Below are 12,941 nucleotides of genomic sequence, written 5' to 3'. Positions count from 1 at the left end.
CGGCCTGGGTCTACGGAAACTCTGCTCCCAGGGCGTTCAGGACTCCGCGTGACTTGGTAATGACTTCCTCCCATTCCGCATCTGGATCCGAATCAGCGGTGACGGCACCACCCAAGCCGAGATGGAAATTCCATTCATCGGCATCCTCGCCGCTGCTGGTCGACCGCAGCACTGCTGTGCGGATCAGCACCGACAGGTCACAGGCCCCTGTAGAACTGAACCATCCGGCCACCCCCGAATAGGGCCCCCGGGGGCCGGTCTCCAACTCAGCGAGTATGTTCATCGTGGATGTTTTCGGCGCTCCGGTCATGGAACCCGGCGGAAACGCGTCGGCAAGTGCCCGGGAACGCTTCGCGTGGGGCTCGAGTGTCGCACTGATGGTAGAGACCATTTGATGCACAGTCGGATAACTCTCCACCGCGCATAAACGTTCCGTGCGCAAGGTACCGGGTTCTGCGTGGACTGAGAGGTCATTACGCACCAGATCGGCAATCATGACGTTCTCCGCCCGATCTTTAGGGTGACTCTGCAAGTCCCGCAGTGCCGCAACATCCGCCTCAGCCGTGGCACCGCGGGGTCGGGTTCCCTTAATAGGTTCCGAGCGGATCCTCCCGTCGGCAGCGATGGAGGCGAACCGTTCGGGGGAAGTGGACAGTATCGCCATGGCATCATGCCCTTGAACCTCCGGAAAGTGCAGAAACTGCGTGAAGGGAGCTCGATTGCGCTCTCGCAACGCCCAATATGCGTCCCAGGGGCTACCTCGCAAGCGCCCGCTGACTGCTGTGGTGAGGCAGACTTCGTAGGAGTTCCCATCCCGGATCTCTGTCTGCGCGGCGCGAATCTTGGCGAGGTATGCCATCCGGGAATCGCGCACCGTGAGGCCCCTCAGCTGAACCGGCGGCGCAGCAGAAGGAGCGGAGTCAAGTGCTCCTGCTGCTGAGTGAACCAAGTCCTGCCATTCCTTGTCCTCTCCCGCACCCTGAATTTCGGCTGTTCCCAGGTGGTGGTCGACGACGACCGCGCGGTCCGCAGCGAAGAAGCGGGCTTGGTTCTCATAACCGATCCATCCCACCCACCCGAGCTGGAACGGTGCAGACGAGCTGGCGCCGTCGGCTGCCTGCACGCCCTCATGAGGCCAATTCTGCTCCAACCATTCGAACGCAGCAGAGCTGAGGACGACGCTCTGTCCTTCAGCGGAGGAAAAGGCAAGGACGCTGTAACGGCTGCGTGCTGGAGCTGGAGTGCGCGCATGGTCGCTGCTGTCCAAGAACGCTGCGCAGACATGTGCACCCAGACGCTGCCAAAGGGCGCTGAAAAGTAAGGCGGCCGCATCCTCTGCCACGGGCAGCTTCACCGTAGGCCAGAGCGAAGTTGACGACATGGTGATCATCCTATGAGTCGTACCATAGTGCTCATGGCAGCTGAGGCAGATTCGCGACGGGGGCGGCCGCGCAGCGAAGAAGCGCACCAATCCGTTCTCGATGCTGTGGCCCGGCTGCTGGATGACCAGGGGCAGAGTTACGAGGAGCTCACCGTCGAGCGGATCGCAGCTGAGGCGGGTGTCGGAAAGCAGACCATATACCGCTGGTGGAAGAACAAGGCGGCCGTGGTCTTGGAATCGCTGATGACCGGACGACTGAAGTTGAGCTTCGAACGCGTCCCGAATACCGGAGACCTGCGCGCGGACCTCACGACGTGGCTGGACTGCGAGCTAGAGAGGTCTCAGATGCATGACACTGAGGTGATGGCTCGGAGCCTGATGGGCGCCTTGGTCACGGGAGGTGAGGAGACCAGACAACTCTTCAAGGAGCGTTCGGTCTGGGATGACATGGAGCTGACAGAGCGCATTCGGCAGGAGGCTGCAGCAGGTGGACTGCGTGAAGGTGTCAACCCGGCCGCCGTGGCCTCAGCGATCATGGATCCCTTCATTATCCGACTGCTGACAGTGGGGAAGCCTGACCACCAGTGGTTGCAAACACAGGTTGACATAGTGCTGAGGGGCGTCCTGCGCCGCTGATGCGACCTTCCTCTGAAACATTCAAACTAATAACGAGACGCGACGTTCCATATATGATGGCACTGTTGTCCGCGATCTTCTGACTTTCGAAGGACCCCTGATTTATGGCCACGATGCTCTACCGCCTCGGCACGATCGCCGCCCGCCGCGCGAAGACAGTCATCGCCGCCTGGTTCGTGATGCTGCTGGCAGCGGTGGCTGCCTTTGCTGGATTCGGTGGACAGCTCACTGACCAGATCAGTGTGCCGGAATTGGAGACGACTCGGGTAGCAGACCGACTGGCTGAAGAACTGCCAGAAATGTCCGGCGGCTCTGCGAACACCGTCTTCCGCACCTCCGACGGTGAGCCTTTCACCGAGGGGCAGATTAACGCGACCGAGGACCTCCTCCGGGACGTTGAAGAGAATGACATCATCCAGTCCACCACCAGCCCCTTCGCAACAGAGACGGAGCTTGCCGAGGGTCGTCAGGAGCTGGAAGAGGCCCGCGAGCAATTGGAGGAGCTCCCGGAGGACTTCAGCGTCGCAGACGCACGTCAGGATATTGATGAGGGCCGCGAAGAGCTGGAGCAGGCTAGCGCGGAGGTTGAGGCTGGATGGGAGGAGCTGGAGGACGGGCTGGCGGCTGGCGGGATGAGCCTGGATGCATTAGCTGAGTCGCGCGGGGAGATCGAAGGTGGCCTGGCGGCCCTGGATGAAGCAGACGAAGAGCTCGACGCGCAGGTGGATGAGGCGCTCGCCGGGGGCTACTGGCCCGCGGTGGAAGATGATCTCAACAGCGCTCGCGCCGAAGTGGTGGCCGAGCGCGAACAGCTTCAGGCTGCACTGGCCCAGGTGGAGCAGGCCGAGCAGGGTGTCGCGGAACTGGAGGCTGCCGAATCTGAACTCGATGAGGGGCGTGCGGAGCTAGAGGCCGCTGAGGAGGAGCTGGCCCAGCTGGAGGACAGCCTGGACGGCGATGATCCGGCGCAGGCGGTAGAGCGCGGCGAGCGTGCGTTAGCGCTTGCGGAAGGCGCGAGCATGGTGTCTGAAGACGAGGGCACCGCGGTCGCGGTGATCACTTTCGAGGTTCCCCTCGAGCAGGTAGGAACTGAGGATTTGGAGGCGGTCTCCGCCGAGCTGATGGCCGCCGATATTGATGGGGTGGAGATCTTGCCCTCAGGCGACCTGAATGTGGAGCTTCCCCACCTCTTCTCCGTCGCGGAGGCTATCGGACTGATGATTGCCGCAGCCGTGCTGGTCATTATGCTCGGCACCTTCGTGGGCGCCGGTCTTCCGCTGCTCAACGCTGTGGTCGGCGTAGGTATTGGTGTAGCCGGAGCATTGTCGCTCTCCGCAGTTGTGGAGATGATGTCGATGACTCCGATCCTCGGTCTCATGCTTGGCCTTGCCGTAGGCATCGACTATTCGCTGTTCATCATTCACCGGCACCGCAGGCAGATGAAGGCAGGGACACCGCTGCGAGAGTCCATCGCTTTGGCGACCGGAACAGCCGGCAACGCCGTGGTCTTCGCAGGAGCGACGGTAGTGATCGCCCTGTTGGCGCTTAACGTCTCTGGACTGCCGTTTCTCGCCCTGATGGGCACTGTGGCGGCTGCATGTGTGGCGATCGCTGTGCTCATCGCTGTGACGATGACCCCAGCCCTGCTGAGCCTAGTGGGGCACCGAATCCTGCGGCGTCCGGAACGGCGTTACATCGGCATGCAGGAACACCAGCGCATCACCACCCCCATGCCCACCGGAAAGGCCGTGCTCATTGCCGCTGGCGCGTTGGTGCTGTTGGCTGTTATGGCCGTGCCGACGCTCTCCATGCGCCTGGGTCTGCCTGACGCGAGTACTGAGCCTGAGGATTCGACCGGTTACCAGGCCTATGCCGCGACAGAGGAGGCCTTTGGTCAAGGCATGAACGGTCCGCTCATCGTCGTAGCTGATCTGGTACCTGACCTTTCTGCGGAGGAGTCTGAAGATCTGCAGTTGGATCTAGCCGAGGAGCTGAGTGCGCATCGGCACATCGATGCCGCCGTTCAGGCCGGGGCCAATGATGAGCAGACGATCGCGGTGTATCAGGTCATCCCGCAAGACGGGCCAGCCTCCGAATCGGTGGAAGAGCTGGTGCACGAGTTCCGCGAGGGCGAGGTGCTCTCCGGTGACCTCGCGGAGCAAACTGAGCTTTCCGTCGCAGGGCTGACAGCAGCCAACATTGACATCTCGGATCATATCGCCGATGCCATGCCGCTATACCTGGGGTTGGTCGTGGGGTTATCCCTGGTGCTGATGGTGATGGTTTTCCGCTCCTTGCTTCTTCCCATCATCGCCACACTCGGCTTTATCGGCTCAGTGGCTGCGGCCATGGGCAGCGTGGTGGCCGTCTTCCAATGGGGGTGGTTGTCCGATATCTTCGGCATTTCCAACCCAGGTCCGATCGTCACCTTCCTGCCGGTCATCATGATCGGAATCCTGTTCGGCTTGGCAATGGACTATCAGCTGTTCACCGCCTCCGGGATGCGAGAGGCCTACGTCCACGGGTCCGCTCCCCGGCTGGCCGTTCGGCAAGGCCTCCACGCTGGACGCTCCGTAGTGGTCGCCGCAGCACTGATCATGTCAAGCGTCTTCGCAGGGTTCATCTTCACCCCTGACCCCATGGTCGCCGCTATCGGAATGGGCCTGGCGGTCGGAGTTCTGCTCGATGCCTTCATCGTCCGGCTCCTTCTTGTGCCGGCGCTGCTGCACCTGTGCGGACCGGCTTCGTGGTGGCTGCCGAAGTGGCTGGATTCGATCCTTCCCAATGTCGATGTGGAGGGTGCCAAGCTCGAACGCGTTCTGGAATCAGAATCCGGAGCGGCAGAGGACGCTCCCGTCCCGGCAGCTTCCCGCTCCTGAGGATCGCGACTCCTCAGGCCTCCTCGTCGAGCGTCTCAGCGTGGTCGGCCAGCTTCTGAGCCTGGACGGCGGCCAGTTCAGCAAACTCTGAATCGTCCAGACCCACGGCAGAGAGCATTACTAGGTTGTCGCCGAAATCGACCGTCATGGAGTGGCGGACGGCTGCTGGTGAAGCGATCGGTTCGCCGTCACGGTGAATAACCATCGAGATACCGTCGGTGCGAAGCTCCGCGCTGTCCTCCAAGGTGAAAGGTGCAATCTCCACCTCTTCAGTGCCGGAAGCCAACTGCCCACCTGTGCAGTGTTCATGAACGTGGTTCCACACACTGGAAGTGTCGACCCCGCGGTCGTAGCTGAGCACCCACACATAGATGTGTGGTCGGTAGTCCTCGTCTGAACCCTCCTCGGCCGGCAACGTGTAGGCGTGCGCCAGCCCGCTCTGCGGTTCCTCTCCGATGAGGTCAATGTTGATGCGGTCCATCACCGCAGAGCATTCGGATTCGTCGAAGGTCTCCTGGTAAAGCGTGTACTCCACTGCGATGCTCTCCTGGAAGTAGGAGAGACTCTCGTAGGTGGAATGACCCTCTGGCGAGACAGGCATGTCAGCCGTACTGAGCAGAACCTCGAGCTTTTCTTCGTCGGTCAGCGCATGGGGCTCCGCGTCCTCTTCCCCATTCTGAGTCGAACGCCCAGACGCATCTTCCTGACTCGTGGCAGGTTCTTCCGCTCCGGTTGTGGCCCCGTTAGCCCCCTGGGTCCCTTGCTGCTCCACCTCTGCATCACTTGGGCTTGACCCCCCGCAGCCGGTGAGAAGGCCGATAGCGGCGACTGCGAAGACTGACACCACGCCCCGGGGGCTGTTCCGGGTAGGTGACCTGAGAATCGGCAAAAGCACGCGCACCAGGATAGAGGAAATTTTCAGAACTTTGCAGCCTCTTGACAATCACTGAAGAGCTGAGGTGAGTCGGAATACGTTGTCCAGGTACCGTGTGCCCCACGGTCTCGCGGCCCACTCGCCCAGATCAAGCTCGTCTGAGACGCTGCGGTATTGCTCGAATATGTCGACCAGTTCAATGACCTTCACGTCGTCAACGATCATCATTGTGACTTCCAGGTTCAGTGAGAATGACCGCATGTCCATGTTGGAGGACCCCAGAACTGCCACGTTGTCGTCTACGAGCATGAACTTTGAGTGCATCACGTAAGGCTCGGGGTATCGGAAAATCCGGACCCCTGCCTCCAGGAGTGCTTGGTAGTAGGACTGCTGCGCATGTTGGACGGTGATTTGGTCTGCCTTGCGGGTAACGAGAACGATCACATCCACATTCCGGTGCGCGGCATTGGTCACTGCATAGAGCAGCGAATCGTCAGGGACCAAATACGGGGTGCAGATGATCAGCCGGTGGGTGGCCTGGTAGATGAGGTCGTTGAAGAGCCGGAGGTTGTTCTCCTCCGGAAAGCCGGGACCGGAGGGCACAACTTGGACCAGCGATCCACCTCCTGCCTCTTCGTCGGCCTGCAGGTCAACCAACAGCTTAGCTCCCAGGTTTTCACCAGTTTCGGCATACCAGTCTGAGGCGAAAACGATGTCCAAGCCAGTCACCACGGGACCGGTGACCTTCGCATTGATCTCAATCCAGCGGCGCCCCATTCGCTGCGCGGATCGGCGCTGGTAGTGCGGTTCGATAAGGTTCCCAGAACCGGTGAACGCCACCTGAGAGTCGACTACTACGATTTTTCGGTGATTTCGCAGATCGAGCCGGGAGAATCGTCGCTGCAGGGGTTGGATCGGCAGCATCCGGCGCCATTGAAAATGCGGCCACTTCCGGGATGCTTCCTTGAGTCGGCGGCGCAGTCTGCCATAACCGCGCACCCGCATGGTTCCTAAGTGGTCGAAGAGGAATCTGACGGTGACACCTCGGGCAGCCGCTCTCTCCATGGCGTCGAGCACCGGTCCTGCGTAGTCAGGGTCCTCACCGACGATGTAGAACATGACGTGTACATATTCTTCGGCTCCGTCGATCTCCGCGGCCAGCCGTATGAAAAAGTTCTGGTAACCGGAGATCAGTGTGATGTGGTTGCCCTCCTGGAGGGGAAAGGCTCCGAGATTGCGGTTCAGTGTAGCCGTGGCGCTGAGCTGCTCATCATAGTCACGCAGCTGGTCGGACAGATGCAAATGGCTGGTCGCTTCCAGCAGCGCCTCATTGATGGCTCCTTGCCGCTGCCGTCTGCGCGATGACAGCTTGTTCCGGCCAATAAGCAGGAACAGCGGAAGGGCCACAATCGGTATGAAAAAGATGGCCAACAGCCATGCCATCGCAGTGTTGGGTCGGCGGTTGTCCGGAATGATGCCGAGGACGACTATTCGGATACCGACCTCGATCACCACCACTATGATGACGATCCAATACGGTAGGCCGTCTATGCCCAGTCCGCTCAGCGGCCACAGCATTCAGCACCCCCGATCCTCTTCATCCAATCAATCCTATGCCGGGTATAAGCTGAACGTATGGCTGAACGCTTTGATGAAGATGCCCTGCACGCTGTCGGCGTGCGAATCGACGCTGAACACCCAGAAGGAATCATCTTCGACCCCCACCAGCCCCAGCTGCGGGTCACGGACCTCAGCGCGGTGCGCGGCGACGGGATCTTCGAGACTATGTTGGCCGTCCAAGGGCATGTCCGGAAGTTTTCAGCCCACCTGGAACGGCTGCAGCGTTCAGCCGCCATCACAGATATCGCCATTCCTCCTCATGCATCATGGCGAGCGGCAGTGGAGCTGGGCCTGGAGGAATTCCGCACTCGCGGAGGCCTTCCCGATGAGCTCGCCGTTCGCATCACTGCCTCCCGGGGTGTTGACGGTGAGCCGGCGAGCGACGACCCGGCCTACTCAGGGACCTACTGGGCGCTGCTGACTCCGGTCTCGGAGAAGGTCAAGAAGTCTCGCGGCCGCCCCATCAGCGTGACCCTCCTAGACCGTGGATACGATTCGACCGCCTCCGAACGCGCCCCTTGGCTGCTCCTTGGAGCGAAGACACTCAGTTATGCGGTGAATATGGCGGCACTGCGCTGGGCGGTGGCTCACGGGCACGACGACGTCATCTTCACCACTTCAGACGGGTACGTCTTGGAAGGTCCGGTATCGTCCATTCTGCTGGGGCACCGCACCAGTGACGGGCAGGTCCAGCTGATGACCCCGAGTGCAGAGGCCGGCATTCTGCCCGGCACCACTCAAGCCACAATCTTCCGGGCGGCCGAGCAGGCCGGATGGAAGACCTCTGCGGGGCCCGTCACCATAGCCGATCTTCACGCCGCACAGTTTCTATGGCTTACCGGGTCAGTGAAACTCGTCTCCCCCATCGGCCGAATCGACGATCACGAGGTCGCAGTCGATGCGGAGCTGACCAGCGCACTGCTGGAGTTTCTCACCCAGTCCGGGTGAGGGTGAAGGAGCAGGCCCGCCAGTGTTAGGCTGGCGCCCAATACCCGATAACTGAATACACCAACCCGTCCGACAGGGGAGCGTCCGCAGCAGAGCCATCACCGGCTCACAGGCGCTGAGAGTGGGCTAACGGCCCAGACCCTTGAACCTGCCCAGGTTAGAACCTGCGAAGGAAGTCGCTGTGAACACATCTGCATCTGCACCCATTCGTCAACGCTGGACCGTCAGCGACATCGTCGTGGCATCCACCCTGGCTGTCGCCTCCGGCGTCATATTCTGGGGGTGGAATCTCTCTTACCACGCGGTCAGTACGCTCTTCATCGTGTATCCACCCACTGCGTCACTGGTGGCCGGAATGTGGCTCTTTCCTGCCGTGCTGGGCGCGCTCATCATTCGCAAACCCGGAGCCGCCATCTACTGCGAAATGGTGGCCGCAGCCGTGTCAGCGCTCCTCGGCTCGCAATGGGGGCTGGGTGTGCTGCTCTCCGGATTCGTGCAGGGACTCGGTGCAGAACTGATCCTGCTTCTGTTCCTCTACCGTCGTTTCACATTCGACGTCGCGGTCCTCGCCGGAGCTGCCGCAGGCCTCGCCGGAGGCATCAACGAAAACTGGATAGCCAGCTACTACCAGTACGACGCCGTCGGCACCCTGACCCACATTGCCGGATTCGCCATCTCCGGAGCCCTGATCGCCGGCGTGCTGCCGTGGATGGCTACGCGTGGACTCGCCTCGACCGGGGTGCTGGCACCGCTGAGGTCACGAAAGGCCCACCGGGAGTCCGCATTCGGCCTTCGGAATCGTGCGACCGCCACCTCCACTTCCTGAGATGAGCACGACGACGCCCGACCAGCCCCAGCCACCAACTGAGGCTGCAGTCGCGGGAGTCAGGGTCACGGCCGCCGACTTCAGTTACCATCACGCTGACCGCAGCCAGCCCGCCTTCGCTGGGCTGAACCTGGACATCGCCCCCGGGGAAAAGGTCCTCCTGGCAGGTGCCTCCGGGGCGGGGAAGTCGACACTTCTGCACGCGATCGCCGGAGTGCTGCAGGATGACGACGCCGATTCCGCCGGAGAGTTGCGGCTGGACGGACTCCACCCTGAACAAGCCCGCGGACGCGCCGGTCTGATGCAGCAGGATCCTGAGTCTCAGGTGGTGCTCTCCCGCATCGGAGACGATGTGGCCTTTGCCTGTGAAAACCTCGCGGTGCCTCCAGCGGAGATTCCCGACCGTTGCCGGTACGCGCTGAAGGCGGTGGGGCTGGGACACTTGAGGTTGGATCATTCAACGGGCGCTCTCTCCGGTGGACAGAAACAACGGCTCGCGCTCGCCAGCATCCTGGCTATGCGGCCGGGGCTGCTCCTCCTCGATGAGCCCACCGCGAATCTCGACCCCGAGGGTGCCGAGCAGGTCCGTGATTCGGTTCTAGCTGCAGCCCAAGCCACCGGTGCCACCATGATCGTGGTCGAGCACCGCCTTGAGGCCTGGCTCGACGAGGTCGACACGCTGGTGGTGCTCGAGCCCGGTGGTGGCATTCGGCATCGAGTTCCGGCAGACACCCTCTATCAGGATCAGGCGCTGCGCACCGAGTTGATTAGCGCGGGATTGTGGGTCCCCCATCACGACGCGTTGGGTTCACTGCCCACTTGGGTCTCTCCCGATCGGCGCTCCCACACCGAGGGGTCGGCCGTGCTGCCCCTGCTCGTCGGAGAGGGGCTTGCTGTCAGCCGTGAGAGCCCCGGTCGGTCATGGCGCAAAGCTCTTCCGCCGCAGCCGGTGCTCGATGAGGTTGATATCACTCTCTCCAGCGGAGTGGCCACGGGTATTACCGGGCGCAACGGTGCAGGAAAATCCACCCTTCTCCTGACTCTCGGCGGGCTGCTGGCTCCTCATGCAGGGAGCATCACGGCGAGCACGCTCTTGAAGGGAGGCCACGGTGACCAGTTAGCGGACTCCCCCCATGAGTGGCGTTCGGCAGATCTGACCTCGCGCATCGGCACCGTCTTTCAGGAGCCGGAGCATCAGTTCGTACGGCATACTGTCGCAGATGAGCTGCGGCTCTCCGCAGAGCAGGCCAGGATTCCCGGCACCAAAAAGCCGCTGTTCACAGATCATGAGGTGGCGGATCGGGTCAGCCAGCTGCTGCACCGACTGCGTCTGACCCATCTTGCTGCGGTGAACCCGTTTACCCTCTCCGGGGGTGAGAAGCGTCGACTCTCGGTGGGGACGGCCTTGGCCGCCGGGCCTGAGGTCCTGATGCTCGACGAGCCGACGTTCGGTCAGGATGCTCACACCTTTGTGGAGCTCGTCGGGCTGCTCAGGGAGCACTTGGACTCGGGCGGCACAGTCGTTGCGGTCACTCATGACCAGCACTTTCTCCGCGCGCTGAGCGCCCGGACCTTTCAGGTCACCGGCGCAGAACCTCACCGGTCACCTGCACCTGAATCGGGCAATTCCAGGGTGAGCAGCACTCCCCTGTTCTCCGCAGTACGGGACGTTTCTTGGCTGGGTCAGCGCGGACCTTTGGCGAAACTTGTTGCTCTATGCTGCATCACCCTGGCCCTGATCTCCACCATCGACCCGGTCTCTGCGACCGTGGTAGCGGCGGCAAGCTTCGCACTGCTGCCTCTGGCGAACATCCGATTGGGGACCTTTCTGAAGCGAATCTGGATCTTTGCGGTCGCCGCTGTGATGGCCGTCTGGGGTGCGGCGATTGCCGCCGAGGAGTCAGGAAGGGTGCTGCTGGACCTGGGGGTGACCACAGTTTCGACCGGTTCCCTGGAGATGGGACTGTCTTTGGGAGCCCGTGCTTTCGCGATCGTGCTGCCGAGTGTGTTGATCTTCTCCACTACAGATCCCACTGACTTGGCGGATGCACTGGCCCAACAGCTGAAGCTGCCCGCCCGTTTCGTGCTTGGGGCCTTGGCTGGGATGCGCCTGCTGGGGCTGATGGCCGCTCACTGGACGACGCTCGGCCATGCGCGGCGGGCACGTGGACTTGGCGCGCGTTTCTTTTCTCAGGCGTTCGGCCTTCTGGTGCAGGCCATCCGAATAGCCACCCGTCTGGCGGTCACGATGGAGTCACGTGGCTTCGGGGCTGGGGAACGCACATGGTCGCGCGCGGCGCGGTTCACCACTGCTGATGGCGGCGTCGTACTGGGTGGGGTGTTTGTCGCAGGGTCAGCGACCACTCTTGCGGTCATTGCGGACACCTGGAACCTGGTGTGGATGTAGGTTCCTCAGAGGCCAAGATCCTGACGGGCGTTCGTCAGCACGGGCAGCACCTCGCGGGCCCGCTCCACTGTCTCTGAGTCTATGTCGGCGATCAGCAGCTCCGGCGCGTCGCCGGCCGAAGCCAAGATCTCACCGGTGGGTGAGACGATCAGCGAGTGGCCCACCCCACTGGGCGCCCCCTCCGGAGCTTTCACACCCGCGGCGCCGGGCAGACCCTGGCCGCAGGCGATCACATACTGCGTGGAGTCCAGGGCACGTGCAATGGCCAGAGTTCGCCATTGTTCGACTTTGCCGGGCCCAGGAGCCCATGACGCTGGAAGGATCGTGGCATGGGCCCCGTTGACGGCGTGGGAGCGGAAGAGCTGGGGGAACCGGATGTCATAACAGGTGGCCAACCCGAACTTCAGGCCTGCAGCACTGAATCGGACCTCGCGCTCTCCCGGCTCCACGGTTCGCGATTCCTGAAAGCCGAAAGCATCATAGAGGTGGAGCTTGTCATAACTGACGAAAACGGAGGGGCCGACCGCCAGAAGGGTGTTTTTCACCCGCGGGCGGTCATCTTCAGCCGCTGGCTCCCCTGGGGTGAACATTCCCACAATGATGACAATGCCGTACTCCCTGCCGATTCTGTGCACCTCATCCGCCCATGGACCGGTCACCTCCTCCGCGATGGGATCCAAGGAGTACCCGAAGGCACGCTGGGTGGCCTCGGGGAAGACCACCAGCTCAGCTCCGGCCTCTGCGGCCTTGGCAGTCCAGGTCTCAACGAGCCGCAGATTCTGCTGAGGGTCCTCACCGGTGACGATCTGTGCGACAGCGATTCTCATAGCTTCACTCTATGGGGTCTGGCCCCTGCTCCGTCGACTCCGATAGTGTGGGTTCAGCTTTCCCGTTCTTGACCTCACCTATAGGAGCTGCACCATGGACAAACTGATGGAGAAGGGTCTCACTGTCGCGATTTCACTGGGGGCCGGTTTTGCGGCCTCTAAGGCTTTCGACTTCGCCTGGGAGCAGATCACCGGCGAAAAGCCACCGAAGAATGACGAGGTCGATGCAGTTGATATCAAACGCGCCCTGGTCTTTGGCGTGACCTCCGCCGCAGTCAGCGCGGCGGTGCAGGTGCTTTCACAGCGAGGGGCTCGCGCAAGTGTCCGCAAACTCAGCAAGTCCTACGGCGCAAAGTCCGAGGTCTGAAGCTAGGGCGACTTCTTTCCGTCACGGCCAAGGAGGTAGGCCAGGCTGATGCCGGAAAGCACCGCACTGCCGAAAGCGAAGGCCGCAGCAACGACGGGCTCACCCGTGATCGCGACGATGCCAGCCACGGTCGCAAGAATTGCGATGCCTCCGAAGGCGAGTTTCAGAATCATGTC

At 61.9% G+C, this 12,941-nt stretch carries 11 protein-coding genes; 6 read left to right on the top strand and 5 right to left on the bottom strand.

All coding sequences use genetic code 11. The features are described from left to right. Positions 1-10: 10 nt before the first annotated feature. Positions 11-1,381 (bottom strand): anthranilate synthase component I family protein, encoded by a 1,371-nt coding sequence (locus D3250_RS02520; RefSeq protein ID WP_158583048.1) that lies wholly within the window; start codon positions 1,379-1,381, stop codon positions 11-13. 12 nt (positions 1,382-1,393) lie between these two features. On the opposite strand from D3250_RS02520, the gene D3250_RS02515 reads away from it, so the two are divergent. Both D3250_RS02515 and D3250_RS02510 read left to right on the top strand, forming a co-directional pair. Next, complete coding sequence (locus D3250_RS02515; RefSeq protein WP_119901763.1) at positions 1,394-2,017, top strand: TetR/AcrR family transcriptional regulator; 624 nt, start codon at positions 1,394-1,396, stop codon at positions 2,015-2,017. A gap of 104 nt (positions 2,018-2,121) precedes the next feature. Further along, positions 2,122-4,896, top strand: coding sequence for an MMPL family transporter (locus D3250_RS02510; protein ID WP_119901762.1), 2,775 nt, complete (start codon positions 2,122-2,124; stop codon positions 4,894-4,896). A 13-nt stretch (positions 4,897-4,909) separates the two neighbouring features. Here D3250_RS02510 and D3250_RS02505 read toward each other — a convergent pair whose 3' ends face one another. Then, a complete protein-coding gene (locus D3250_RS02505; protein ID WP_147383462.1) occupies positions 4,910-5,791 on the bottom strand; it encodes a hypothetical protein in 882 nt (293 codons plus the stop codon). Positions 5,792-5,839: 48 nt separating this feature from the next. Next, positions 5,840-7,348, bottom strand: a complete 1,509-nt coding sequence (gene cls, locus D3250_RS02500; RefSeq protein WP_119901760.1) for a cardiolipin synthase — start codon at positions 7,346-7,348, stop codon at positions 5,840-5,842. Positions 7,349-7,405: 57 nt separating this feature from the next. On the opposite strand from cls, the gene D3250_RS02495 reads away from it, so the two are divergent. The 3 genes from D3250_RS02495 (at position 7,406) to D3250_RS02485 (ending at position 11,571) form a co-directional block, all read left to right on the top strand. Continuing rightward, positions 7,406-8,338 (top strand): aminotransferase class IV, encoded by a 933-nt coding sequence (locus tag D3250_RS02495; RefSeq protein WP_119901759.1) that lies wholly within the window; start codon positions 7,406-7,408, stop codon positions 8,336-8,338. 181 nt (positions 8,339-8,519) lie between these two features. Further along, a complete protein-coding gene (locus tag D3250_RS02490) occupies positions 8,520-9,164 on the top strand; it encodes an ECF transporter S component (RefSeq protein ID WP_119901758.1) in 645 nt (214 codons plus the stop codon). A 1-nt stretch (position 9,165) separates the two neighbouring features. Then, positions 9,166-11,571: an ATP-binding cassette domain-containing protein gene (locus D3250_RS02485; protein WP_119901757.1), complete on the top strand. Its 2,406-nt coding sequence runs from the start codon at positions 9,166-9,168 to the stop codon at positions 11,569-11,571. A 5-nt stretch (positions 11,572-11,576) separates the two neighbouring features. On the opposite strand, the gene D3250_RS02480 is transcribed toward D3250_RS02485, so the two are convergent. Beyond that, complete coding sequence (locus D3250_RS02480) at positions 11,577-12,398, bottom strand: carbon-nitrogen hydrolase family protein (RefSeq protein ID WP_119901756.1); 822 nt, start codon at positions 12,396-12,398, stop codon at positions 11,577-11,579. A 94-nt stretch (positions 12,399-12,492) separates the two neighbouring features. Here D3250_RS02480 and D3250_RS02475 point away from each other — a divergent pair, with 94 nt between their 5' ends. Further along, a complete protein-coding gene (locus D3250_RS02475; RefSeq protein ID WP_225973094.1) occupies positions 12,493-12,765 on the top strand; it encodes a DUF4235 domain-containing protein in 273 nt (90 codons plus the stop codon). 2 nt (positions 12,766-12,767) lie between these two features. Here the strand turns inward: D3250_RS02475 and D3250_RS11760 are convergent, their stop codons facing one another. Beyond that, positions 12,768-12,938 (bottom strand): hypothetical protein, encoded by a 171-nt coding sequence (locus tag D3250_RS11760; RefSeq protein WP_158583047.1) that lies wholly within the window; start codon positions 12,936-12,938, stop codon positions 12,768-12,770. Positions 12,939-12,941: the final 3 nt, after the last annotated feature.

The organism is Nesterenkonia natronophila (genome assembly GCF_003595215.1).
Taxonomy (GTDB): domain Bacteria; phylum Actinomycetota; class Actinomycetes; order Actinomycetales; family Micrococcaceae; genus Nesterenkonia; species Nesterenkonia natronophila.
This window is presented reverse-complemented; position numbering and strand designations above follow the sequence as displayed.